At 59.5% G+C, this 22,664-nt stretch carries 24 protein-coding genes; 16 read left to right on the plus strand and 8 right to left on the minus strand.

The window, feature by feature from the left end:
• Window positions 1-140: 140 nt before the first annotated feature.
• On the minus strand, window positions 141-1,031 hold the full coding sequence (locus ACZ5BO_RS17815; protein ID WP_464695930.1) for a LysR family transcriptional regulator: 891 nt from the start codon (window positions 1,029-1,031) through the stop codon (window positions 141-143).
• A 110-nt stretch (window positions 1,032-1,141) separates the two neighbouring features.
• On the opposite strand from ACZ5BO_RS17815, the gene ACZ5BO_RS17820 reads away from it, so the two are divergent.
• The 9 genes from ACZ5BO_RS17820 to ACZ5BO_RS17860 all read left to right on the plus strand — a co-directional run bounded on the left by ACZ5BO_RS17820 (window position 1,142) and on the right by ACZ5BO_RS17860 (window position 9,274).
• Window positions 1,142-2,149 carry a zinc-binding alcohol dehydrogenase family protein gene (locus ACZ5BO_RS17820; RefSeq protein ID WP_464695931.1) on the plus strand — a complete coding sequence of 336 codons (1,008 nt, stop codon included), beginning with the start codon at window positions 1,142-1,144 and terminating at the stop codon, window positions 2,147-2,149.
• 54 nt (window positions 2,150-2,203) lie between these two features.
• Window positions 2,204-3,388 (plus strand): L-dopachrome tautomerase-related protein, encoded by a 1,185-nt coding sequence (locus ACZ5BO_RS17825; RefSeq protein WP_464695932.1) that lies wholly within the window; start codon window positions 2,204-2,206, stop codon window positions 3,386-3,388.
• Window positions 3,389-3,441: 53 nt separating this feature from the next.
• Window positions 3,442-4,095 carry an oxygen-insensitive NAD(P)H nitroreductase gene (gene nfsB / locus ACZ5BO_RS17830; RefSeq protein WP_464695933.1) on the plus strand — a complete coding sequence of 218 codons (654 nt, stop codon included), beginning with the start codon at window positions 3,442-3,444 and terminating at the stop codon, window positions 4,093-4,095.
• Window positions 4,096-4,154: 59 nt separating this feature from the next.
• On the plus strand, window positions 4,155-4,463 hold the full coding sequence (locus ACZ5BO_RS17835) for a putative quinol monooxygenase (RefSeq protein ID WP_464695934.1): 309 nt from the start codon (window positions 4,155-4,157) through the stop codon (window positions 4,461-4,463).
• A 250-nt stretch (window positions 4,464-4,713) separates the two neighbouring features.
• Complete coding sequence (locus ACZ5BO_RS17840) at window positions 4,714-5,898, plus strand: L-dopachrome tautomerase-related protein (protein WP_464695935.1); 1,185 nt, start codon at window positions 4,714-4,716, stop codon at window positions 5,896-5,898.
• Window positions 5,899-6,059: 161 nt separating this feature from the next.
• Window positions 6,060-6,530: a VOC family protein gene (locus ACZ5BO_RS17845; RefSeq protein WP_464695937.1), complete on the plus strand. Its 471-nt coding sequence runs from the start codon at window positions 6,060-6,062 to the stop codon at window positions 6,528-6,530.
• A complete protein-coding gene (locus ACZ5BO_RS17850) occupies window positions 6,530-7,435 on the plus strand; it encodes a glycine betaine ABC transporter substrate-binding protein (RefSeq protein ID WP_464695938.1) in 906 nt (301 codons plus the stop codon). Before ACZ5BO_RS17845 ends, ACZ5BO_RS17850 begins: the two co-directional genes overlap by 1 nt.
• A gap of 81 nt (window positions 7,436-7,516) precedes the next feature.
• Window positions 7,517-7,993, plus strand: coding sequence for an Atu1372/SO_1960 family protein (locus tag ACZ5BO_RS17855; protein ID WP_464695939.1), 477 nt, complete (start codon window positions 7,517-7,519; stop codon window positions 7,991-7,993).
• 15 nt (window positions 7,994-8,008) lie between these two features.
• Window positions 8,009-9,274: an MFS transporter gene (locus ACZ5BO_RS17860; protein ID WP_464695940.1), complete on the plus strand. Its 1,266-nt coding sequence runs from the start codon at window positions 8,009-8,011 to the stop codon at window positions 9,272-9,274.
• A gap of 22 nt (window positions 9,275-9,296) precedes the next feature.
• Here the strand turns inward: ACZ5BO_RS17860 and ACZ5BO_RS17865 are convergent, their stop codons facing one another.
• From ACZ5BO_RS17865 to ACZ5BO_RS17880, 4 genes are all read right to left on the minus strand, one after another.
• Entirely contained in the window at window positions 9,297-9,959 is a 663-nt protein-coding gene (locus tag ACZ5BO_RS17865; RefSeq protein ID WP_464695941.1) for a TetR/AcrR family transcriptional regulator, read from the minus strand.
• Between the two features lie 70 nt (window positions 9,960-10,029).
• Entirely contained in the window at window positions 10,030-10,983 is a 954-nt protein-coding gene (locus tag ACZ5BO_RS17870) for a LysR family transcriptional regulator (RefSeq protein WP_464695943.1), read from the minus strand.
• A gap of 15 nt (window positions 10,984-10,998) precedes the next feature.
• The gene (locus tag ACZ5BO_RS17875) at window positions 10,999-11,973 is read right to left on the minus strand and encodes a response regulator (RefSeq protein ID WP_464695944.1); all 975 of its coding nucleotides are present in this window, start codon (window positions 11,971-11,973) and stop codon (window positions 10,999-11,001) included.
• Between the two features lie 189 nt (window positions 11,974-12,162).
• The gene (locus ACZ5BO_RS17880; RefSeq protein WP_464695945.1) at window positions 12,163-12,822 is read right to left on the minus strand and encodes a hypothetical protein; all 660 of its coding nucleotides are present in this window, start codon (window positions 12,820-12,822) and stop codon (window positions 12,163-12,165) included.
• A 338-nt stretch (window positions 12,823-13,160) separates the two neighbouring features.
• Between ACZ5BO_RS17880 and ACZ5BO_RS17885 the strand changes: the two genes are divergently transcribed.
• The 3 genes from ACZ5BO_RS17885 to ACZ5BO_RS17895 all read left to right on the plus strand — a co-directional run bounded on the left by ACZ5BO_RS17885 (window position 13,161) and on the right by ACZ5BO_RS17895 (window position 15,810).
• A complete protein-coding gene (locus tag ACZ5BO_RS17885) occupies window positions 13,161-14,021 on the plus strand; it encodes an RNA ligase family protein (protein ID WP_464695947.1) in 861 nt (286 codons plus the stop codon).
• 14 nt (window positions 14,022-14,035) lie between these two features.
• Window positions 14,036-15,181 carry an AAA family ATPase gene (locus tag ACZ5BO_RS17890; protein ID WP_464695948.1) on the plus strand — a complete coding sequence of 382 codons (1,146 nt, stop codon included), beginning with the start codon at window positions 14,036-14,038 and terminating at the stop codon, window positions 15,179-15,181.
• 116 nt (window positions 15,182-15,297) lie between these two features.
• The gene (locus ACZ5BO_RS17895) at window positions 15,298-15,810 is read left to right on the plus strand and encodes an Imm15 family immunity protein (protein ID WP_464695949.1); all 513 of its coding nucleotides are present in this window, start codon (window positions 15,298-15,300) and stop codon (window positions 15,808-15,810) included.
• 412 nt (window positions 15,811-16,222) lie between these two features.
• Here ACZ5BO_RS17895 and ACZ5BO_RS17900 read toward each other — a convergent pair whose 3' ends face one another.
• Complete coding sequence (locus tag ACZ5BO_RS17900) at window positions 16,223-16,768, minus strand: hypothetical protein (RefSeq protein ID WP_464695950.1); 546 nt, start codon at window positions 16,766-16,768, stop codon at window positions 16,223-16,225.
• Between the two features lie 746 nt (window positions 16,769-17,514).
• Here ACZ5BO_RS17900 and ACZ5BO_RS17905 point away from each other — a divergent pair.
• Complete coding sequence (locus tag ACZ5BO_RS17905; protein ID WP_464695951.1) at window positions 17,515-18,594, plus strand: N-acetyltransferase family protein; 1,080 nt, start codon at window positions 17,515-17,517, stop codon at window positions 18,592-18,594.
• A 50-nt stretch (window positions 18,595-18,644) separates the two neighbouring features.
• Window positions 18,645-19,628 (plus strand): fatty acid desaturase family protein, encoded by a 984-nt coding sequence (locus ACZ5BO_RS17910; RefSeq protein WP_464695952.1) that lies wholly within the window; start codon window positions 18,645-18,647, stop codon window positions 19,626-19,628.
• A 172-nt stretch (window positions 19,629-19,800) separates the two neighbouring features.
• Here ACZ5BO_RS17910 and ACZ5BO_RS17915 read toward each other — a convergent pair whose 3' ends face one another.
• Window positions 19,801-20,223 (minus strand): ester cyclase, encoded by a 423-nt coding sequence (locus ACZ5BO_RS17915; RefSeq protein WP_464695953.1) that lies wholly within the window; start codon window positions 20,221-20,223, stop codon window positions 19,801-19,803.
• Window positions 20,224-20,356: 133 nt separating this feature from the next.
• Between ACZ5BO_RS17915 and ACZ5BO_RS17920 the strand changes: the two genes are divergently transcribed.
• Window positions 20,357-21,250 carry a LysR family transcriptional regulator gene (locus ACZ5BO_RS17920; RefSeq protein WP_464695954.1) on the plus strand — a complete coding sequence of 298 codons (894 nt, stop codon included), beginning with the start codon at window positions 20,357-20,359 and terminating at the stop codon, window positions 21,248-21,250.
• 70 nt (window positions 21,251-21,320) lie between these two features.
• Window positions 21,321-21,767 (plus strand): GNAT family N-acetyltransferase, encoded by a 447-nt coding sequence (locus ACZ5BO_RS17925; protein WP_464701310.1) that lies wholly within the window; start codon window positions 21,321-21,323, stop codon window positions 21,765-21,767.
• A gap of 39 nt (window positions 21,768-21,806) precedes the next feature.
• Here ACZ5BO_RS17925 and ACZ5BO_RS17930 read toward each other — a convergent pair whose 3' ends face one another.
• Window positions 21,807-22,643, minus strand: a complete 837-nt coding sequence (locus tag ACZ5BO_RS17930) for an enoyl-CoA hydratase/isomerase family protein (RefSeq protein ID WP_464695955.1) — start codon at window positions 22,641-22,643, stop codon at window positions 21,807-21,809.
• Between the last annotated feature and the right edge of the window lie 21 nt (window positions 22,644-22,664).

Consider the following 22,664-nt stretch of genomic DNA (forward strand, 5'->3'; position numbering starts at 1 on the left):
GCGCAGAGCAGACTTGGCAACGCTCGGTCAGCGGCTGGGCTGAATATCGCCAGGCCGAATGCTGGTCCAGCCAGTTGCTCTCGGGACCTACAGTGCCAGCGCCCGGTGCGGTCTCGTGCGGGCCATGCCTCAACGTGCAATCAGGCTTGCTCCAGAGTCGAAAACTGGTTGATCAACCAGGTGTATAGCTGAGTCACGGCTGGGGAAATCTGCTTGCGGTGCGGGCAGACCAGGCTCAGTGGTGAAGACTCGCCAGGATAGTCAGGCAGCAGCAGGACGAGCCGCCTTGCGGCTACATCACCACTGACATCCAGCCAGGATTTGTAGGCAATGCCTTCTCCTGCCACTGCCCAGCGGCGGACTATATCGGCGTCGTCGCTGAACAGCTGGCCACTGACTTGTATGGTCTGCTTGCCCAGACACCACTTATCGTAGACTCGGCCATTTTGCTGGTAGAGCAAGCAGAGGTGGTGGGTCAGGTCACTCGGTGTTTTCGGGTACCCGTGCCGTTGCAGATACTCCTCTGAAGCCACCAGCACTTTTCGATTCCTCGGCGCTAAAGGCAGGGCCACATAGTTGGCATCTTCATTCGAGCCGTAGCGAATGGCCACGTCCACCGGGTCGCGAAATAGGTCGGCCATCTGGTCAGACAGCACAAAACGCAACGTCAGTTGCGGATGCTGACGTCGGAATGTCGAGAGCCAGGGGAGCACAATGTTACGCCCCAAATCAGAGGGTGCTGATACTTGCAGCACCCCCTGAAGCGGCGCGTTTTCACCGCGCAGGTTTTCTTTACCTTGCCTCAAGGCTTCCAGCACGGCGTGGGCGGTGGGCAAATACTGCTCACCCTCGGCTGTCAGTCGAAGGCTGCGGGTGGTACGTGCGAACAAGCGAACGTCCAGCTCTCGCTCCAGGCGCTTGATCGCTGCCGCTACCTGGCCAGGCAGCAGATCAGCCTCCAGCGCCGCCGCAGTGAAACTGCCCAGTGCGGCACTGCGGGTAAACAACCCAAGGTCGTCGATACGGACCATTTTCACTCCAGGGATGAAAGTGTTGGCGCATTCTGCAGGTTTTTCTTTGAGCACGGGACATCGAAGATGGCTGCAAGTGAGTGCACCAGCCCTTCAGACAGTGAGTTTCCATGAAAGCCATCACGTTTACCCAACACGCCTTGCCCATTGAAAACCCGCAATCGTTGCAGGATATCGACATCGCCATCCCGGTTCCTGGTCCACGGGATCTGTTGGTTGAAGTCCGTGCTGTTTCAGTCAATCCGGTCGATACCAAAGTGCGCGCCGGCACCTTCACCAAAGAACCGAAAATCCTCGGCTGGGATGCAGCAGCCATCGTCCGCGAGGTTGGCTCGAACGTGACGTTGTTTCAACCCGGCGATGAAGTCTTTTATGCAGGCTCAATTGCCCGTACGGGTAGCTACAGCGAGTTCCACCTGGTTGATGAGCGAATCGTCGGGATCAAGCCGCGCTCGTTAAGTGCTGCGCAGGCGGCAGCGTTGCCCTTGACGTCGATTACTGCTTGGGAATTGCTGTTTGACCGGCTCGGCGTTGCAGAGGGCTCGGGGGAGGGCGAGTGCCTGTTGATCACCGGTGCGGCCGGTGGCGTAGGCTCGATGCTGGTGCAGCTGGCCCGTCAGTTGACCCGCCTTACCGTGATTGGCACCGCTTCACGTCCGCAGACCGCTGATTGGGTTCGCCAGTTGGGCGCGCATCACGTGATCGATCACCACCAGCCGTTGGCTGCCCAGCTGCAAGCGCTTGGCATTGCGCAGGTTGGTTACGTCGCCAGCCTGACCCATACCGAACAGCATTTCCCGCAGTTGATTGAGGTGCTTCGTCCGCAAGGGCGTCTGGGGGTGATTGATGATCCAGAAAGCTTGGATGTGATGCCCCTCAAGAGAAAGTCCTTGTCGTTGCATTGGGAACTGATGTTCACCCGCTCGCTGTATGAAACCCCGGACATGATCAACCAGCATCATCTGCTCAACCGCGTTTCTGAGCTGGTTGATCTTGGCGTGTTGCAAACCACCGTAGGCCAGCACTTCGGTGTTATCAATGCGGCGAATATGCGGCGCGCCCATGCACTTGTCGAGAGTGGCAAAGCCCAAGGCAAGATCGTACTCGAAGGCTTCTGATCCTCCCTGCCGAACATTGAGATGGCGCGTTAGCGAATCCATCAGGAGCACGTCATGCACATGAAAAAAGTCCCCGGCATGTTGGCCATCCTATCGGCCACCCTGTTTGTCGTGCCGTTTGCCCAGGCCATAACGGCTGTCGCGCTGCCGGCCGATGCACCGGCCGACAGACCCTTCGGTAAGCTCGAACAGGTGCATGCGTTCTACGACGCGATGCCCACTGGCGTGACCGTGACCGAGACCGGACGAATTTTCGTCAACTTCCCGCGTTGGGGCGATGAGGTGCCGTTCACTGTGGGCGAGATACGCAACGGCAAAGTCGTGGCTTATCCGAACGCGGCGATCAATCAGGAAACGCCCAACGACCCGAGTGATGGTCTGATCAGCGTGCAAAGCGTGGTAGCCGATGGTCAGGGCCGCGTCTGGTTACTTGACACGGCTGCGCCAGGTTTTGCCGAACCCAAGCCCAAAGGCGCGAAGCTGGTCGCGGTGGACCTGGCCAGCAACCAGGTGGTCAAACGCCTGGTGTTTCCGGACGACGTGATATTGCCCAGTACCTACGTCAACGACATGCGTTTTGACTTTCGCAGCGGTTCGCAAGGCACGGTTTACCTCACCGACTCGTCGCTGCGAGGGCCGGGCGCGATCATTGTCATGGATATTGCCAGTGGCCGTGCGATGCGCCGCTTGAGCGGTGCGCCGGCGACTTCGGTCGATCCGAGTTTCGTGCCGGTGGTCGAAGGCCTGCCGGTCACGGTCGAAGCAGCGGACCGCAAGCGCAAGCCACTGGGCGTGGCGTCGGACGGCATCGCGCTGTCGGCGGACGGCAAGACGCTGTACTTCACACCCTTGTCGAGCCGGCACCTGTACTCGATTTCCACCCTGTTGCTGCGCGACCCCAATGTCAGTGAGCAACAACTGGCGGCGGCCGTGCAGGATCTGGGTGAGAAGGGCGCATCCGACGGCCTTGAGGCTGATGCCGCCGGGGCAATCTATGCCGGTGACTATGAGCACAACTCGATTCGCAAACGCCTGCCGGATGGCCAATGGCAAACGCTGGTGCACGACCCGCGCCTGCTCTGGCCGGACACCTTGTCCATCGGACCCGACGGTTATCTGTATTTCACCGCGAACCAATTGCATCGTCAGGCGGCGTTCCGCTTTGGGCAAGATCAGCGGCAAAAACCTTACAGCCTGATGCGTCTGAAAATAGACGCAGCCCCGGCGCCTACCCGCTGATTGCCTGCAGCCTAGAACCTCAGCGTTTCACTCTTCAGATCAGGAGCTCAATCATGGATCTCGTTTCTATCGCCAAGCGCCGTTTCACCACGAAAGTCTTTGATGCCGACCGCAAGATTCCCAAGCAAACGCTGGAGTTGCTGCTCGAGCAATTGCGCAACAGTCCGTCTTCGGTCAATTCCCAGCCCTGGCATTTCGTGATCGCCGAAAGCGATGAGAGCCGGGCGCGGATTGCCCACAGTACGCAGGGGCCGTTCAGCTTCAACCAGCCGAAGATCCTCAACGCGTCTCACGTCATTGTCTTCTGCACACGCACTCACCTGCCGGAGGAGTATCTGCAGGCGCTACTGGCTCAAGAGGCCATGGATGGGCGTTTCCACAATGCCGAGGCACGTGCCGGGCAGGAGCGCGGACGACGCGGCTTTATCGATCTGCATCGCTTTGATCAAAAAGATCTGCAGCACTGGATGGAGAAGCAAACCTATCTCGCGCTGGGGACGTTATTGCTGGGCGCCGCCTCGTTGGGGATTGATGCAACGCCCATGGAAGGTTTTGACAGCAAGCTCCTGGACAGCGAGTTGGGGCTGCGTGAGCGTGGTTTCACCAGCCTGGTGGTGGTGAGCCTTGGCTACCACAGTAGCGAGGACTTCAATGCCGCCTTGCCCAAATCCCGATTGCCTGCGCAAGCCCTGTTTACTGTGCTCTGAGTGCGGGCGGCCAGCGCCTGGCTGATGAATTAGACAATTCGAATGTGTGGAGAAGTGCAATGGATACGTCGACTAAACCGTTGGTTTCGATTGCCGTGCTCAAAGCCCAGGCAGGGCAGGAGCACGCATTGAAAATGGGCCTGTTGGCGCTGGTGGAACCGACACGAGCGGAACCGGGGAACCTTGACTACGTGCTGTTTGAACTGCGCGACCAGCGTGGAACGTTCTACATGCGTGAGGCCTTCCAGGATCAGGCCGCACTCGATGCGCATTTCGCCACGCAGCACTTCCTTGCCTTTGCAGCCATCGCCGGCGACTTGCTCGATGAACCTCTGCAATTGATCTTTCTTGAGCAAGTCTCGCCTTAGCTCAGCGGCACCTTTCCAAGGCTTGTCCTGCCTGCCGGGGAAGCGTCTCGCTCGCCCGGCAGCGGTTCCGTAGATCAGCGTGTTCCGCGTCCAAGGCGCGCACCCTGCTTGGGACCGACGCAGATGCCCAAGCCCCATGGAATGGTGGAAGCAGGATCGCCCCAATCCTTGACCGACGGTGGAGTGCCAGCGCTCCAGGTGATCACTTGCGCTGACCGCTCCCGCCTCAACTCACATCAAGAGCCCCACTATGCCCGTCATTCGCCTTATCAACTTTGCCCGCAGCGCCGACTCTGCGCTGGTCCACTGGAAGCCCACACTGAGGGCCGCACGTTCATGCTGCTGTGGGCTGATAATCGCCGCGGCGCTGGCGGGCTGTGCAAACCCGCAAGACAAGCCCGCGGTTTTGGAGGCCGTACTGCAAAGCCGGGAGCAAATCTGGAACGCGCTGGCCCGTTTCGACGGTCAAACCTACCTGGCCGGCCCCCGTTGGACCGGTACGCAGGGACCGCAGTTGACCGTTGTCGATACGCAGGGACGGCGCGCGGCGTTTCCTGATGCGGCCTGGAATGCCTGGGCACCCGGAAAGGATGCACGCCAAGCGTTCGTCAACATCAACGCCCTGCGTCTTGAAAAGTCGGTGCTATGGGTCGTGGACACTGGTGCTGCGGAGTTTGCCGGCAATCCGATACCAGGCGGGGCCAAGCTCGTCGCGTTCGACCTGGTGGAAAAACGTGTAGTGCGTTCCTATCCATTGCCTGCCGAGATCGCCCGGCCAGGCAGCTACATCGATGACGTTCGATTTCAAGGCGGCTATGCCTTCCTGACCGATGCCGGCAACGCGGGTATCGTTGTCCTCGATCTTCAGACTGGCAACGCCAGACGGGTGCTGGATGGACACCCCGCGGTGAGTGCCGGGAACGATCGGGATATCGTGCTCAGTGGCCAGCAGGTCAAGGCTCCCGGGGGAGCGCCACTGCGTGTCAATGCCGACCCGCTGGAGGTCAGCCTGGATGGCCAGTGGTTGTATTTCGGGCCGCTTCAGGGCCCTTGGTCCAAGGTCCGTATTCACGATCTGATAGCCCCCCAGTTGACCCCGGAACAACTCGCCCGTCGTGTTGAGCCGTTCGCCGACCTGCCTCCCACCGGCGGCACGGTCATGGACAGCGAGGGCAATCTGTTTTTCTCCGATCTGGCGCATGACGCGATACGGGTCCGTCGCCCCGATGGGCGCATCGACACCTTGATAGTCGATCAACGACTGCATTGGGTGGATGCACCATTTCTTGATGCGCACGGCACCCTCTGGTTGCCGGCGGCGCAAATGGATCGGGTCAGTCTGTTCAACGACGGCGTTGAGCGAATCCAGTGGCCGATCACGATTTTCCGTCTGCCGACTCGCCAGGCGGCCCTCGCTGAGCCGGAGACCCGATAGCGGTCGATCCAGAGTTTCCCTGCAATCCATAAAAATTATCAATTGATAATTTATGGGCTTAATTTAGTTATCGATAGATAATTAATTGCGCCTTGTCCCGCTTCAAGGTTCGCGCAGCCACCTCAAATTCACTGCCTCAAGAATGAATATCAGGAGACATCATGGGAGTGCTAACGCTCGACCATTTCACCATTCGGACCGCGCTGTGGGCCGAAACCGCCGAGTTCTTCGAACAGGTCATCGGCCTGACTCCTGGGCCACGACCAGGGTTTCGGTTCCCCGGGTGCTGGATGTATGCCGGTGGCCATCCTCTGCTGCACATCGCCAGTGTCAGTAATGACCCGGGCGAGTTGCAGGCTTACCTCGGCAACAAGCAGGGGGGGTACGGTTCAGGGTCGCTCGATCATGTATCAATGCGCTGCGAGGGGCTGGAACAGGTCCAGACGCACCTGCAATCGCTGAACATCGCTTTTCGTGAACGGGTCATTCCAGAGATCAGCGAGCACCAGTTGTTTCTCGAAGACCCCAACGGCATCACCGTAGAGATGATCTTCGACTACGTACCCGGTAGCCGGATCGTTGGCCAGGCCATGCCACAGCTTGTTGTCGACTCCTCTCAGGAAAAACGCTGATGGCCGGCCTCAACCGCAGAAAGTTCATTCATGCCCTGGGTGGTGCAGCGCTGTTGGCGCCGCTGCTCGCCCGTGGCAATAACCTGACGAGGAGCCAGGCAATGGTACGACTCGGTGTAACCGATCTTTCCTTTCATCGAGCGACTGCTGGTGTGGTTGCACTGGTATTGCAGCGCATGGGTTTTATGGTCGAGCGATCCTATGCACTGCATGAGGCCAACTTCGAGCAACTGCGTGAAGGGACCATCGACATGATCGCCTCGGCCTGGATTCCATCAAGCCACGGTTTATACAAGGCCCGTGTTGAGGAGAGGGTTGCGACCCGAGAGCTGGGGTTGCACTACGCCCCTTATGCGCTGTGGGGCGTGCCCGACTATGTCCCGGTGTCAGAGGTCGATTCGGTAGCGGACCTGCTCAAGCCAGAGGTCCTGGCGCGCATGCACAAAGAACTGCACGGGATCGGTCCGGGAGCCGGTATCACGCGCTTCTCGCTGCGGATGATGGACGATTACGGTCTCGCCGCGGCGGGCTACAGCTTTCACACCGGGACTCAGGAAACCTGTGTGGCCGCGTTCGAAAAACTGGTCGAGGCGCGGCGCTGGGGAGTGGTTCCACTCTGGCATCCACAGTTTCTGCACTTTCGCCATCGTATCCGCGACCTCAAGGACCCCAAGGGGTTGTTGGGCAGCGTTGATCGCGCAGTGCTGCTGGGGCGGGTCGACCGCCTGGAGCGTTTCAGCGCCGCGCAGATTCAAGTGCTCGACAACATTCGCCTGAGCAACGCCATCGTCGCCGAACTCGATTACGCGATTAACCGCGATGGCCAAAGTGCGGACCAGGCAGCGGCCAGATGGCTGGCTAAAAACCCGCAGGCCCTAGCCTCATGGCTTGCCCCGCTGGGCTGAGCAACATCAGCGTTTTCCTCGGTATAGCGTCCAGGCGCGCCGTCGGCGTGCTTGAGAATAACAACAGTAAAGGACCTCACCATGAGCATTCCGAATACCCCCGAAGTGCGTCTTCAAGCCGCCGGATTGACCTTGCCAACCCCGGCCCCGGCCTTAGGCAACTATGTACCCTGGACGATTGTCGGCAATACCCTGATGACCTCCGGACAGTTTCCCTGGATTGATGGAGACCTGAAATACCGTGGCAGCTTGGGACGCGACCTGAATTTGACGCAAGGTTACGCGGCGTGTCGCCTGGCAGCACTGAATGCGATTGCGCAACTCAAGGATGCGGTGGGGGAGTTAAGCCGCATCCGCCAGATCTATCGGCTTGAGGGTGTACTCAATGTGGCTGAGGATTTCTACGATCACCCCAAGGCACTGGATGGTGCCTCCGACCTCCTGGTCGAGATCTTTGCTGAACGAGCCCGGCATACACGGATGATTTGGTCCAACTCGGTGATGCCCATGAATGGCTTTTGCCTGGTCTACCTGTTCGCCGAAATAGAACCCCAGTGAGCAGGAGGCAGCATCATGATTCAGGCCAATAAACTGTTCTTCGCCAGCTGCTTGTCGTTGCTGGTCACTTCCATGATCTTCTCCATTCGTGCGGATGTAGTGCAATCGATCAGTAGCGACTATCTGTTGTCCAACGCGGTGATCGGCTTGACGATCTCATCGGTATTCTGGGGCTTTACCTTGGGCATTATCGTGTGTGCCCTGATTGTCGATTATGTCGGCATGAAGCGGCTGCACATCCTCTCGGGGTTGGGCTACCTGCTGGGGATTGCATTGATCCTCCTGGCACCGGCCAACACCAGCGGCCAGCCGATCGATGATGTTTTCGCGGCCTCCGGGACCACGGTGTTGTACTTCGGTTTTCTACTCACCGGTATCGCCCAGGGCATTGTCGAGGGCGTAACCAACCCACTGGTGGCGACGCTGTTCAAGCAGGATAAACGCCGCATGCTAACCAAGCTGCATGCCTGGTGGCCCATGGGCCTGATTGTTGGCGGCCTGGCTGCCTGGGTGCTGGGGTTGTTGGGCTTGAGCTGGCAGGTCAAGCTGGCGGTGGTGGCGCTGCCAACGCTCGGCTACCTGGCGCTGATCATCTCACTGCAATACCCCAGCACTGAGCGGGTCAGCGCCAGGGTGAGCAGTCGAGACATGTTCGCCCAGATCAAACGGCCGCTGTTCATTGTGCTGATGGCACTGATGTGGGTGACCGCTGCAACTGAACTCGCCCCGGATCAATGGTTCGCCAAGATCATGGTCGACCTGTTACCGCAACTGGGCAGCAACAGTATCTTGCTGTTGGTGTACACCGCAGGCTTGATGTTCGTCCTCAGGCAGTACGCTGCGGGCTGGCTCTTTGCGCGCTATTCACCGTTTGCAGTGCTTAGTGGCAGTGCGCTGTTGGCGCTGGTCGGTTTACTTGGGCTTGGGCTGTCAGGACACAGCGAAATGCAGGGTAGCCTGACGGCCGTCGCGGCGCTGCTTTGCGTCACTGCATTTGGCGTAGGCAAGACATTCTTCTGGCCGACCATGCTCGCAGTCACCAGCGAGTTGCTGCCCAGAGGTGGTGCGCTGCTGCTCAATCTGATGGGCGGGGCGGGAATGCTATCAGTGATGGTCGCCGTCCCGACGATAGGTACGCTGATGGATCAGTACAACACGGCCAGCGCCTTGATGCTGGTTGCCCTGTTGCCCGCATCACTGGTCATTGCGTTCGCCAGCCTGTGGGGCTATTTCCGCATGAGGGGAGGGTACCGCCCGGACCTGCTGGCAGTACCGCACTGAGCGAGCCTGTGCAAGCTCGGTGCTAATGCGTTGGCACCGAGTCGCGGGACAAGGCACCGTCCAGAAAGGCATCCACCCGGCGGGTAATCAGCTCAGGCAGGTTTTCTGGGACTGGCATCTGATAAACCCACTTTCGCACTCCGAGGTAAAAGAAGCTGCTGTGGAAACCCCACAGCACTTCGATCTGAAGTTCCAGCTCGTGCTCGGAGGGCAGGGCGGTAACGTGATTCTGATGACGTATTTCGTCATTGATGACCAGGAAAATGTGCTCATGCAGGCGCTTGAGGTAGCGCTGGTTCAAGGACGGGTCCTGCAAGCCGGCATACAGGAAGATACGCACCCATTCACTGCTCAGAATCGCCTGGCTGTAGTCGATGAAGTACTCAATCAACCGCTCCTTGAGAGGCACGGTTCGATCCTTCAGTCGAGGCTCCCACTCAGGATCCCAGCGATTCATGAAGACTTGCTGATACACCTGTTCGATTAAAAGTTGTTTGCTGGGGAAATACCGGTAGAGCAACGGCTGGGTGACTTGCAGGCCTTTGGCGAGTTCGCGGGTGGTCAAGGCAAAGCCTTTCTGAGCAAACAGTGCAATCGCCCGGTCGACCATCTGCTGTTGGCGGTCCGCCGCTGCGAGGTTCTTGCGGCCAACTGAAGTCGCCTTGTTGTCGCTAATTTTTGCCATTGTCTACCTTTACAGTGACTCATCTAGGTCAGCTTAAATAATTATACGCATCAGCAAGTTGCACTTCTTTTTACACCGTGTGGCGCTTCAACGGTAACTCCGATACACCACTCTCGTTATCGAGCACTGCCTGGTAGCGGGCGATCCGCTCGTTACAGGCCTCGACCAACAATTCATGCAGCAGGCGCAATGAGGCGGTAATCCGCGAGCGATGGGAGACCACCAGGCTCAAAGGCGCCAGATCGCCGCTCCAGCCTGGTAACAGCGGTTGAAGCCGACCAGCTTGCAAATCCTGCACAACATTGAGCAGGGGCAGATAGCAGACACCTTGGCCTGCCAGTGCCCAACGCCTTGCCATGTCGCCATCATCGCAACAGAACAGCCCCTTGATCCGTGCATGCACGACCTCCTCAGCGTTATGGAAGCGCCAATGCGATTCGGCCTTGCCCAGGCTGTGGCTGACAACACAGTCATGCGCGCTCAACTGCTCAGGGTGATCCGGCAAATGGTGCGATGCCAGATAAGCCGGTGACGCACAGGCGATGAAGTGGTGCTGCTTGAGGATGGGGAGCTCGACCAGGTCCAGTGTCACGCTGTGGCCAAAACGCAGCGCGGCATCGAACCGCCCTGTGAACAGGTCCTCTTCCTTGTCATTCAGAGAAAGACGGATCTGCAGTTTGGGTTGCTGTTTCTTCTGATGCAGCAAAAGGTCGAGCAACAGGTGGCGCCCCAGGTCGGAAGACACCGACAGCTCTAATTGGCCGTCATTCTGCGAGAGGGCACGCTGGCCCTGGGCAAGAATCTTCAAGGCGTGCTGCGCGCTGTCCAGATAGCGCGCGCCCTCGCTGGTCAGTTTCATCAGGCGCGTCGAGCGGGTGAACAGCCTTACCCCCAGACGGTTCTCCAGGCGCTTGAGCGCCAGGCTCGCGGCCGCCGGCGTGATGGACATAGCGCGCGCCGCAGGGGAGAGCCCTTGCAACTCGGCGATGAGGACAAACAGCTCGAGGTCTTCCAGGTTGGCCATGGTCGGAGAGCTCGCTCAAGTGTCCAGATGAGCATGGGCGATGCTCAGCAGGGTCGAACAAAGAGCTTCGCTATCACCGGGCAGGCCATGCGCAGCAGGATGCATGAACATTTGCCCAAGGGCCTGGCTGTGCCGATGTACGACATTTTCCCCCGGCTGCAGCAGTGCCAGGTGATACGTCAGCGCGAGCGCGAACAGACGGGCCGACAGTGGAGGAGGCTCAGGCGATGTGGCTGCCGTGCAGCCCTCCAGCAGGCCATCGGCATGGCTGAGGTCCCACGCCAGGTTCAGCACGGGGTCCTCGGCATTGGTGTGCCCGATGATTTCCTCGATCAGCAAGCGACTGCTGCCAATTGCCTGGGGCAGCGCGTTGTGCGGTTGGTTCAGGCCGATCAATGCCAGGCAAGCCGCTGAGCGCAAAGCCGCTTGGTCGGGTTCGCTCAGCGCATGGGCGAGCAGGGCAGCAAAGCTGTCCAGCAGGGCATCCAGATGCACCTGGTCGTTATGCCGCAACTGCAAGGCCAGGGCCCCGATGAACCCTTCGCGCATGTCGCTGCCCGCTGTTGAGGCGCTGCTGTGCTGGCATGGATGCAGCAGCTTGTCGCGATATCCCAGGTGAGTAGCGACCCTGGCCAGCACGACCGGAGGCGAAATGGGTTTGGTGATGTAGTCCGACGCGCCGAGCAGAAGCCCGAGACGCTCATCCTCGATACTGGTGCGGGAGGTCAGGAAGATCACCGGAATAGCGGCTGTGGCCGGGTGTTTCCTGAGTTCGCCGAGCACGTGGAAACCGTCCATCTCCGGCATGGTGATGTCCAGGATGATCAGGTCAGGCTGACTGTTCATCGCCAGTTCCAGGCCACGCGCGCTGCTCTTGGCCAGGAACACCTCGTACTCGGCGGTGAGAATCTTCGACAGGATCACCAGGGTTTGAGGATCATCATCGATAGCCAGGAGGGAGTAAGGCTTGGCAGTGCGCGCAGCGGGCATGGTGACTCGGCCTGTTCGGAAATGAGCGAAGGGCAGCCTACCATTCGGATAGCGCGGATGTCCTGCGCCGCGGCCAACGAAGCGCAGCGTTCGCGCAAAAAAAACTGCAGGCAATGATGCAGAGGAGGGTGACCGGCAGGGAGCAGCCCTGCCGGCGCTTGATCGAAGCTCAGCCGAGCATGAACCCCATCACTGGGTGATGGTCATGCTGCTGGTGGCCTGGACCGAGCCATAGCGGATGCGCGGATACGTCGGATCGGCGTAGCTGAAATCCATCACCGTGCCGACGGAGCCGAAGTACAGGGCCTGGCAATTGAAGTTCACCGCTACCTGGCCGCCGTAGGGGGTGACTCCGATGGCGACCTGGGTCGGCCCGGTCCATTCGATCTTGCAACCCAGCGTACCGCCTGCTGCGCCGGCATTGTATCCACGGCAGTTCAAGCTGGCGTTGCCGTTGCTGGTATTGGGAAAACCCGCCCATTTGGCGATGGCCAGGTTGGCCGAACACGAGGTGTTTATGCTGCTGGCGCCCGGGGCGAGCTTGTAGACCCCGGACGGTGGCGCAAGCGTTGCCGTGACAGGCGTCAGTGGCAGCGGGGCAAGGCTCGATGCCGCCTGGTTTGCCACCACGGTGGTGGGCGACGGCGGGAGCTGGCACACCACCACGGCGCCGACGTCGTCGGACTTCTTCAACTCCCCCAGCGCAGTGATATCGGCGCCGCCCTTCGATTCGCAGAAGAGTTTGCGCAGCTGGGCTTTTTCTTCGCTGTCAGCCGTGGACGAGGCTTGGGCCAAGGGTGCAAGTGCCAGCCCCATGACTCCAGCCATCAGCAAGCTTGAAAGATTCATGATCGATTCCTTATCGAGGTTATGACTTGCAGCACCCTATGAACGCCAGGTGGTTTTTTCATGACAAAAGCTCGGGTGTTTCGCGCAAGCAGGGACGCTGGAGTCTTGCCCTTTCGGGGCTTGACCTGATGCCGCTATCTGCTGTTGAATGCGCGCCCTGAAGCCTCTGCAACCTTTTCTCCACGTGGTGAAGCCAGTGCCCGACGCCCGCCAACACGCCTGATACCGACGACGGTCCATCCTGCCTGATGGCTGCCCGTGCCTGTACGCGGCGGCGCTTCATCGCTATGCCTGCCTGATCCTGTCGTTGGTTTTTCTCTATTTTCGAGGACAAACCCATGCACATGGATATTCGTGCCACCGCGCACAACCTGGAACTGCTCAAATACCCCCGCACGCCCCACCTGCAAGGCTCACGCCTGCAGGATGGCGACACTGACACTGGCCAGGTGCGCTATGCCGCCCTGGCCGGGCAGTGGCTAGTGGTGGAAGAAAAACTCGATGGCGCCAACGCCGGCATCAGCTTTACCGCAGGCGGCGAGTTGCGCCTGCAGTCACGCGGTCACTACCTCACCGGCGGTGGTCGCGAGCGCCAGTTCAATCTGTTCAAGCAGTGGGCCACGGCCCATGAGCACTGGTTGCTGGAGCGCCTGGAAGACCGCTTCGTGCTGTATGGCGAATGGCTGCACAAGAAGCACTCGGTGTTCTACGACCGCTTGCCACATTACTTCTGCGAGTTCGATGTGTGGGACCGCGCCACAGGGCTGTTCCTCTCCACCGCGGCGCGCCGATGCCTGCTTGAGGGTGGGCCGGTGCTTGCGGTGCCGGTGCTGTACGAAGGCCCGGCGCCGCGCCGGCATGCCGAACTGATGGCGCTGGTGAGCGATTCGCTGGCCAAGAGCGCGCGCTGGCGCGAGGTGTTCGAGCAGGTGGTACGCCGCGAAGGGCTGGACCTGGCCCGTGCCTGGCGCCAGTGCGACCGCTCCAGTCGCATGGAGGGCTTGTACCTGAAGCTTGAGGATGAGCAGCAGACCCTTGGCCGGCTCAAGTGGGTACGCCAGGACTTCGTCCAGGCCATCCTCGATGCCGATCAGCACCATGCCAATCAACCCTTTATCCCCAATCAACTGGCCGACGGCGTCGATCTCTATGCGCCACGCCTGTCCATGGACTGGCAGGGCCCACGCCACGGCTACTGAAGGAGCATCCCGAAATGGATATTCGACAACTGCAGCAACTGGTCCCCGAGCCGGGGCGCGATATGGACGCCGCCGCCTGCCTGGAGGCGATTCCGGCTCTGGCGCGCCTGGCCGACACACCGCAAGACCCGACCTACCACGCCGAGGGCGATGTGTGGATTCATACCCGTCTGGTGGTCGAAGCCTTGCTGGCGCAAACCGCCTACCAGCAGGCCAGCGCCGAGCAGCGTTTTGTGCTGTTCTTCGCCGCCCTGTTGCACGACATCGCCAAGCCTGACACCACGGTGATCGACCCGGATACCGGGCGTATCGGCCAGCCCGGTCACTCACGCCGGGGCGCGGTGGATGCGCGGCTGCTGTTGTGGCGCGCCGGCGTGCCTTTCGAGCTGCGCGAGCAGATCTGCCGCATCATCGCCGTGCACCAGGTGCCGTTCTTCGCCCTGCAGGGTGACCGCAGCGGCCGCAGCGCTGAGTTCCTGTTGCACAAACTGTCCTGGGAACTGCCGCTGTGGATGCTCTGTGCCGTGGCCGAGGCCGATATGCAGGGCCGCCACTTCGCCGGCAAGGCCGATGTACTGGACGCCATCGAACTGTGGCGCGAACTGGCGGAGGAGGAGGGCTGCCTGCACGGGCCGCGGGCCTTTGCCGACGACTACACACGCATTCAGTACCTGCGTGGCGCCCGGGTACACCCTGACTACCCCTTGCATGCGCCGCAGGGTTCGTCGGTGGTGATGCTCTCGGGCCTGCCGGCCAGCGGCAAGGACACCTGGACCGCACAGCACTACCCGGACCTGCCGGTGGTGTCGTTCGACGACGCGCGCCAGGCCCTTGGCCTGCGCCATGGCCAGAACGAGGGCGCCGCTGCGCACTACGCCATCGACCGGGCCAAGGCCCTGTTGCGCGAGCACAAAGCCTTTGTGTGGAACTCGACGCACCTGTCGACGCAGATGCGCAACCGCACCCTGGACTTGCTCTACGGTTACGGCGCGCAGGTGCAGATTCTTTACCTGGAGCGCCCCGAGGACGAAATCATGCGGCGCAACCAGAAGCGCGACACCTCGCTGCGCAACGATGATATCCGCCGCATGCTGTTCAAGTGGGAAGTGCCACTGCCAACCGAGGCACATCGAGTTGTTTATCAGGCAGTGACGGGATGAACGGTACTTACGTTCCTGATATAAGACCGCACTTCATTAACAGCTTTAAAAGTTTTATAGCAGAGTAAAAGAAAACAAATTAATTAGTTGATAAGTGCGGATGGAGCCCCCTAAGAATGAAGCTTACGGATGTCTACAGCAAAATAATCAGTGAAGAACCGTACAATGACATGGATGTATTCTTTGACAACTATGAAAGCTTTGAAGAAATTCCGCTTGTATCAAGATACAGCCGCTTAAAGCCCTTGAAGGATGAGCTGAGCGGCAGCGGGGCTTCTGGCTTTCTGACAGGGCTCGCTGTATTTCTTTTGAATACTTTAAGATTGTTAGAAGTATCAAGAAGTGAAAGTGTGTTTTTTGCCGTGACCTTTACAGACTTTGAGGGGCTGGAGGAACAAGGCATCCTCATACCTAATATATTTATTTATCCAAAACCGGCCTCGGTCGGTTTTTTGGAAAAACTACGAGAAAATGATGGAGGTCTTGAGTCACGGGAGATGCAGGAAGTAAAAAGGCATTTTTCCAACTGCGGGGTAGAAACTGCTTTTGATTTTTATGAAAGCAGATTTCATGACGCCGTTTGCGCTGAGGAAATTGTAAGGGTCTTTACTGTTGCCAGGACTTGTTGAGTGCCAAGAACTCGTCTGATCGATGAAGATGAGAAGTTTCTTTGGCGCCTAGTCAGGGTTCAGTCCGTGGCACTGTAGTCAGCACTTGATGGTAGAGGCTTTAAGTGTTTTGAAGATGGCAATGCGGATGACGAGGTTGGCCTGAATGAAGCCTTCCGCGTCTAGACGAATCATTCGTCATGGAGCAATGGAGTCATCCAGTTGTTGGCGCTGATATGACCTTGACCCGGTCGCCTGATTTTGAATGACCCATCAGCCTCAAGGCCTTGAATGCGACAGATGCTTAACGGCGTGAGCGAGCGGTTGATCCATGCCGGCACAATACATGATTTAACATAATATACATTATGCGAATCATTATACGCGGGGCTGGGGGGCTCTGGAGGTCAGATTTGAAGCCTGGCACGGCCTCTTACGCATCACCAGGTCCTGCTTGCAGACTGGCGATGTAACTCACAATGAATGCATCCTCCGATCCGCGCTCCTTGTGATAACCAACCACGTTGGCCAGCGTCCACCGCAGCAACCTCATCAGCACCGGATCGGAAAATTTCCAGCTGCTCGACTCGTACTGATACCGGCTGTTGGTGAAAACATCTCGGTACCGCTCGAACGAATCTTCCTGGCTGTCCAAGGCCAACGCTTTACGAATGTCTGGAGGCACGGCATGAAACAAGGTCAACAGATCGTGACCGTCACGACGCTGATCGGCTGGCGTCTTGCCGGTTGACTGAAGATGCTTGTGAGCCGCTTTGAGTGCATCAACGTCAATCGTATAGGTTTCACCGGAAGTATCTTGATGCTGGTCAGATACAGAGATAACGCTTTTCAGCAGTATTCCCATGCTGATCGCTGCGTTACCCATGGAAATATGTGGGAGGTTTTGCGCGTCTAGAAGCTCGGAAGCCTTGAGATAATTATGGGCGCTTTCAAGCATCCAACCCGAGAAGTAACTCATCGAACGCAGCTCCTTTTGATCCATGTAAGAATTCGATTTTCGTTAAGTGATCACCTGGAGGAACTGGAAGTAAAACCTAACAGCACAATAATTCTGTGCTCCAGTTCGTACGTAGCATCAATTATGGTTGAGAGATAGCGTTAAAATTTGGAAGATAACGAGCAAGGATGACCTACCCCTAGGTCATCTGGTGAACTACCCTGCCACTTTAATAACTATAAAATATAACTCAACTAAATGACTATTTAGTTGAGTTATATGCTCTCGCTCTATCAAGTCTTATACATTCGCCCCGGCTGACTGACTAACTTCAGGATATTCAACCAACGTGCTGTTCATGTTTATCCCTGACTCGCGGCAATCGCGACCTGCAGCCTATGACCAACCGATACCATGTGGGGGTTTGCCGGGACAGGGTTCGGACAGGCAGATAGGAGCGCAGTCGCTCAAGCCCTATAGTCCGCCCGCGGTGAATTGGAAGGACTCCAGCCGCCCACTAATAACAACCCAGCAAGTATCAGGAGTTGCATGATGTACAAGGTCAAGGACGATGCGCATTCCCCCTGCATTGACTCTATCCCGCAGCCCTCTTCGCGCAAGCCGACCGCCCTCTCCTCCTGCCTGTGCCATTCCCGGCACTCCCGCAACTGACGACAGCAAACCGCTGAACCCTCAAGAATAAGCGCCGTGACAGTCCAGGCAGTCACCGCGTTTGCGTGCCTCAAACAAAATAGATCGGGTGTGCCATGACCCTCACAAGCTTTCTCGATAAGGCTGCTGCCAACCCTTTGGACATCGAGCCAAAAAACCATGCATTCACTTTCCGCCCGGGGCGCGGCGAGGATATCCCGCGCCTCGCCGAGTTGTTCCAGAGCGTGTATGGACAAACCACCCACCCCTGCCAAAGCCCGGACTATATTCGCCGCTCCATGGATGGCGGACAGCAGCAATGGTTCGTCGCGGAACAGGGGGCGCGGATCGTCGGTTGTTCCTGTATCGCCCGCCGCCCATGGAATCAGTCATGGGAAGTCTGTCACGGGGTGATTTCGCCCGAGGCCCGTAGAACCGGGGCCATCTCCAGCCTGATCAGGCTCAGCCTGGAAAACCACCAGTGCGCAAGCCTGGAGCTGGGCTTCTATATCACGCGCAATATCGCCAGCCACTCGCTGATGAAGAAGATCAAGCCGGCGGTGCTGGTGGGGCACGACGGTGGCCCGGACAAGGTCGACGGCATTCGGGAATACCACCTGACCGCCATCCACCCGCCCACCCAGGAAGGCTTCGTGCATATCGCCCCCTGGTATGTGCAGGCACCGGGCGTCGATTTCATTCGCCAATACCTGTACGCCTCGTTGCAGCTGGCTGCGCTGCCGGGGGTGTATCCGAGTACCTGCTTGAGCGGCACGCTGGCCGGTGAGCGCTACGGCCAGTTGCGCTATACCCGCGACTCCGAAGCCAATGCCCTGATGATCTGCGGCCGCGTCGGGAGCTACCCGTCGGAGCAGGCAGCCACCCTTGAACTCGGCAGCCTGCTGCAAGAATGCAAACGGGTCGAGTACGTGAGCCTCTATGTGCTGGCCGACAAGCTGCAACTGCTCGCCAACCTGATGAGCCTGGGGTTCTCGATGACCGCCTACCTGCCGGCCTGGCACCTGGAGGGCGGTGCCAGGTATGACTGCATCATGCTGGTGTTCCAGGAGTTTGCCCCGGCACCCCGCAGCCATGGTTTCGATGGCGACGTTGCCTTCTTCGACCAGACCTACGCCCGCCTGGCTGACGGCCTCTGCAGCCTGAACCCCGACCACACCCTTCGAACCGCCATTTGACCCACCGGGGGCCGAAAGGCCCCTGGCGGATGACTATTGGAGATAAAAAAATGACAAAAGAACAATGGCTTAGCGTTAGAAAACAGATTCCGGACGGCGCCAAGGAGCCGTGGACGGTCATGCTCTGGATTGCCGACCTGCTGATGCTGGTGCTGGCCTGGAACCTGTGGCTCGACTCGTCCACCCTCCTGCAAGTGCTGGGCCTGGTGCTGGCCGGGTTCGCCACCCTGCAGATCTACCTGATCCTGCATGAGGCCCTGCACGGCGCGGTCTCGGAAAACCGCAACCTCAACAACTTCATCGGTCATTGCAGTGGCTGGCTGATCGCCTTGCCGTTCCTGGTTCGGCGCCGGTTCCACATGGCCCACCACACCTGGACCGCGCACCCGGTCAACGACCCGGAAAACCGCGGGATGATCGAGAAGTTCGCGGTCATGACCAAGAAGCAGGAGCGGACCCTGGAGTTCATGTGGAAGCACTGGATCCCAATGATTGCCGCCAACCATTTCCTGCTGAACTGGCGTGCCCCCTTTATCGCCCGCGCCAAGGGCGACAACTCGCCTCGGATCCTCAAGGAAATCCGCTTCGCCCGCCTGTACCTGCTGGGGTACGTGGCGATGGCCGGCGTGGCACTGTTTTTTGGCCACCTGGCGGACCTGGTGCTGTTCTACCTGATCATCTGGCTGTTCCTGTTCTTCATGGTGGAGTTGCTGAACCTGCCCCACCACGCCGAGGCCCCCTTGCTGGCCAAGGATGCCGAGCGCCTGCAGTACTGGGAGCAGGACCTGGTTTCCCACGACTGCAAGAACCTGCCGCTGTGGTCACGCTTCGTCATCCTCAACTTCAACCTGCATATCGTCCACCACGCCTTTCCTTCAGTTCCCTGGTACCGCTTGGCCGAGGTCCAGACGCTGCTGCACCGGCAGGAGCAACAGCCCGCTGCCACGCAGATCAGTGAATGGGATTTTGCCTGGACCAACCGCCGCCGGCCGTTGCTGAAGCTGATGGGACATTTCTTCGATCACCGGGCCTGATCGGCCCAGGCCAGGCCCTGGCGATCCAGGGTCTGGCGCCTTGCCCGCGGCCTTCGATGAGTCGCTGTCAGGCGCTGTTTCCCTGGGCATGAATACCCTGCCCAGGGCCCTGGTTCCGAGCGCTGAACAAGCGCTGAACTGGCAGGCGCATAGCGACCAGTGGCCGACGAGCTTACTGGTACTCGATGATGCCCAGCTGCTTGGCCATGAACAGTTCATTGCGCTCGACAATCTCTTCAACGATCTTACCGTCCGTGCCAAAGCGGAAGTAGGTCAGTGAGGTCCAGGTCAGGCCCTTGCCGGTCACGTCGTACCCGTGCCAGGTGTTGGAACCCTTGGCCTCATGGGTCAGGGCCACGACCACCGTATCGGCAGTCACCACCTCTTTCTGGAAGGTGGTATGAATCGACTCATAGCGATCCGTTACATTGAAACGCAGGGCCGACTTGAAGGGCTCCAGGCCAACAATCGGCAGGCTGCAATCGGGACGATGGATCACCACGTCCGCCGCAAAGAACTCACTGACCCGCTCAACATCCTTACCGTCTACACAGACTTCGAAATAGCTTTTCACAACCTGCAAAAGATCAGTCATTGCCACTCCCACCTCGAATAACCTTCAGCGTCGAGTTTCTTCGCTGCAAAGGATTGGGCGATGATGGACAAAGCCTCCAGGCTGAAAAAGCCTCATTCCGGAAATCACATTTCCATCCACTGGAAGAATGCCGATGGACCGCTGGACCGAGTACGAACTGTTCGTCAAGACCGCAGAATTGGGCAGCCTGAGCAAGGCGGCAGACGCCCTGAGCCTCTCCAATGCGGCGGCCAGCCGCCACTTGGCGGCGCTGGAGGACCGACTCGGCGTGCGCTTGATCGAGCGCAGTACGCGCAGGCTCTATGTCACCGAGGTCGGCAAGGACTTCTACGACAACGCCAGGGCTGCACTGCTGGCCATGCAAGGGGCTACCGATGCGGTGACCGCGAGCAAGAACCACCCGGCCGGCATCTTGCGGGTCACCGGTTCCCTGGCCTTGTGCCTGCAACATATCCTGCCGCTACTGCCCAGGTTCAATCAGCTGTACCCCGATGTGCGCCTGGAGATCATTGCCGAGAATCGCTACTTCGACATCATCGACGACCACATCGATGTGGCGATCAGAGCCCGGGACAGCGAACCCGACAGTGGCTTGATCTTGCGTCACCTGACCGAGACGCACCGGGTGCTGGCCGCCACTCCCGACTACCTGAGCCAACATGGCTGGCCAGCGCATCCCCAGGACCTGGCCAGGCATCAACTGCTGCTCTACACCTACGCCACCGATCCTTATGAACTGGCCTTTCAGCGAGGTGCAGAACAGATCACCGTCGCCACGACACCGGCCCTGGAGTCCAACGACGGTCACTTCATCCGGGCCGCGGCCCTGCGTGGCATGGGCATCCTGGCCCAACCCGCCTATGTGATCCATGACGATCTGCTGGCCGGTCGCCTGGTGCCCTTGCTGACCGACTGGCAACTGCCCAGGCTGGCGATCAACCTGGTCTACACCTCGCGCCGGCATCTACCGGCAAAGACCCGGGCCTTCATCGACTTCCTGATCCAGGAGTTCCAGCATCTGGATTGAGCGCCGTGCCCGGCCCGCCACCACGCCAGGTGGTGCTACCCAAGGAGCAGACATTGCAATGAGCCCTTCGATTGAACAGATCCGCCCCTTTGCCTTGAGCGATCGTGATGCCTGCCTGGGGGTGTTCGACAGCAATACCCCGGCGTATTTCGACACAGCAGAGCGTGCGGCCTTCGGTGATTACCTGGAATGTTCGGCCCCGGGGTACTACGTGCTCGAGCGCGAGGCGAGGATTGTCGCTTGCGGCGGATACGCCCTCCAGGCCGACGGCAACAACGCCAGCCTGTGCTGGGGCATGGTCGCCCACGGGCTGCACGGCCAGGGGCTGGGCCGGTTGTTGACCGAGGCACGGCTTGCGGTGCTCAGGGGCCTGCCGCAGATCGCTGCAGTGCATATCAGCACCAGCCAGCACAGCCAGGGCTTCTACACCGGCTTGGGTTTCGTGGTCGTCAAGATCATCGCCGACGGCCACGGCCCTGGCCTGGATTGCTGGGACATGCGCCTGGCGTTGCGCTGAAAGCCCCACTCTTCTGCCCTCGCCCCTCCAACCGAACCTTCACCGATCGCGGACAATGCCCGGGGTCAGGGACGGCGATCGGGCATCGCGGTCCGGGTGATCACGCTCGAGAAAGCGCCGCAGCCCCTCCTGGGTCTCTGGCTGGTGGATCGAGCGATTGAAGCACTGCGCCTCGATTTTCAATCCTTCATCCAGGGGCAATCCGTACCCACGAATCGCCGCTTCCTTGTCCGAGCGCATGGCCGGTTGCGGCAGGCCGGCCAGGACGGTGGCCAGCTCCATCGCCCGCTTCAGCGAACGCCCGCTGGGCACTATTTCGTTGACCAGGCCGATGCGGTACGCCTCTTGGGCATCGATCACCTTGCCCGTCAGAATCAGCTCCATGGCCCGGCCCATGCCGACAATCCGTGGCAGGCGCTGGGTGCCGCCGTCCGCCAGGCCGATGTTCCAGCGGCGGCAGGTGACCCCGAACGAAGCATGCTCCTCGGCGATGCGCAGATCGGCAAAACAGGCCCATTCCAGGCCACCGGCATAGGCCACGCCGTTGATCGCGGCGATCACCGGTTTGTAGATATCGGTCCAGCGGCTGGGGCCGATGATCCCGGGGCGCTCGCCGCGATCATGGGCGGCCATTTCCTCGGCGTTCGAGGGCACCAGTTGTGCGGCGGCCTTGAGGTCGCCGCCGGCACAGAAGGCCCGATCACCGGTGCCGGTAATGATCGCCACCAGGGCCGTGTCGTCGTCGCGAAAACACGTCCAGGCGTCGATCAGTTCACGGTGGGTCACAGGGCCGACGCAGTTGCGCTGCTCGGGGCGATTGAAGCGGATGACCACTACGGGTCCATGCTGCTCGTAGGCGATTTCCTTGAAGTTCATGGCAGCTCCTGTTGCAGGTCG

The sequence above is a fragment of the Pseudomonas sp. FFPRI_1 genome, from assembly GCF_055384485.1.

What these genes read in the sequence shown, in the direction of transcription:
- ACZ5BO_RS17815 (WP_464695930.1), bottom strand. Translation starts at nt 1,031, where the DNA reads ATGGTCCGTATCGACGACCTTGGGTTGTTTACCCGCAGTGCCGCACTG.
- ACZ5BO_RS17820 (WP_464695931.1), top strand. Translation starts at nt 1,142, where the DNA reads ATGAAAGCCATCACGTTTACCCAACACGCCTTGCCCATTGAAAACCCG.
- ACZ5BO_RS17825 (WP_464695932.1), top strand. Translation starts at nt 2,204, where the DNA reads ATGCACATGAAAAAAGTCCCCGGCATGTTGGCCATCCTATCGGCCACC.
- nfsB (WP_464695933.1), top strand. Translation starts at nt 3,442, where the DNA reads ATGGATCTCGTTTCTATCGCCAAGCGCCGTTTCACCACGAAAGTCTTT.
- ACZ5BO_RS17835 (WP_464695934.1), top strand. Translation starts at nt 4,155, where the DNA reads ATGGATACGTCGACTAAACCGTTGGTTTCGATTGCCGTGCTCAAAGCC.
- ACZ5BO_RS17840 (WP_464695935.1), top strand. Translation starts at nt 4,714, where the DNA reads ATGCCCGTCATTCGCCTTATCAACTTTGCCCGCAGCGCCGACTCTGCG.
- ACZ5BO_RS17845 (WP_464695937.1), top strand. Translation starts at nt 6,060, where the DNA reads ATGGGAGTGCTAACGCTCGACCATTTCACCATTCGGACCGCGCTGTGG.
- ACZ5BO_RS17850 (WP_464695938.1), top strand. Translation starts at nt 6,530, where the DNA reads ATGGCCGGCCTCAACCGCAGAAAGTTCATTCATGCCCTGGGTGGTGCA.
- ACZ5BO_RS17855 (WP_464695939.1), top strand. Translation starts at nt 7,517, where the DNA reads ATGAGCATTCCGAATACCCCCGAAGTGCGTCTTCAAGCCGCCGGATTG.
- ACZ5BO_RS17860 (WP_464695940.1), top strand. Translation starts at nt 8,009, where the DNA reads ATGATTCAGGCCAATAAACTGTTCTTCGCCAGCTGCTTGTCGTTGCTG.
- ACZ5BO_RS17865 (WP_464695941.1), bottom strand. Translation starts at nt 9,959, where the DNA reads ATGGCAAAAATTAGCGACAACAAGGCGACTTCAGTTGGCCGCAAGAAC.
- ACZ5BO_RS17870 (WP_464695943.1), bottom strand. Translation starts at nt 10,983, where the DNA reads ATGGCCAACCTGGAAGACCTCGAGCTGTTTGTCCTCATCGCCGAGTTG.
- ACZ5BO_RS17875 (WP_464695944.1), bottom strand. Translation starts at nt 11,973, where the DNA reads ATGCCCGCTGCGCGCACTGCCAAGCCTTACTCCCTCCTGGCTATCGAT.
- ACZ5BO_RS17880 (WP_464695945.1), bottom strand. Translation starts at nt 12,822, where the DNA reads ATGAATCTTTCAAGCTTGCTGATGGCTGGAGTCATGGGGCTGGCACTT.
- ACZ5BO_RS17885 (WP_464695947.1), top strand. Translation starts at nt 13,161, where the DNA reads ATGCACATGGATATTCGTGCCACCGCGCACAACCTGGAACTGCTCAAA.
- ACZ5BO_RS17890 (WP_464695948.1), top strand. Translation starts at nt 14,036, where the DNA reads ATGGATATTCGACAACTGCAGCAACTGGTCCCCGAGCCGGGGCGCGAT.
- ACZ5BO_RS17895 (WP_464695949.1), top strand. Translation starts at nt 15,298, where the DNA reads ATGAAGCTTACGGATGTCTACAGCAAAATAATCAGTGAAGAACCGTAC.
- ACZ5BO_RS17900 (WP_464695950.1), bottom strand. Translation starts at nt 16,768, where the DNA reads ATGAGTTACTTCTCGGGTTGGATGCTTGAAAGCGCCCATAATTATCTC.
- ACZ5BO_RS17905 (WP_464695951.1), top strand. Translation starts at nt 17,515, where the DNA reads ATGACCCTCACAAGCTTTCTCGATAAGGCTGCTGCCAACCCTTTGGAC.
- ACZ5BO_RS17910 (WP_464695952.1), top strand. Translation starts at nt 18,645, where the DNA reads ATGACAAAAGAACAATGGCTTAGCGTTAGAAAACAGATTCCGGACGGC.
- ACZ5BO_RS17915 (WP_464695953.1), bottom strand. Translation starts at nt 20,223, where the DNA reads ATGACTGATCTTTTGCAGGTTGTGAAAAGCTATTTCGAAGTCTGTGTA.
- ACZ5BO_RS17920 (WP_464695954.1), top strand. Translation starts at nt 20,357, where the DNA reads ATGGACCGCTGGACCGAGTACGAACTGTTCGTCAAGACCGCAGAATTG.
- ACZ5BO_RS17930 (WP_464695955.1), bottom strand. Translation starts at nt 22,643, where the DNA reads ATGAACTTCAAGGAAATCGCCTACGAGCAGCATGGACCCGTAGTGGTC.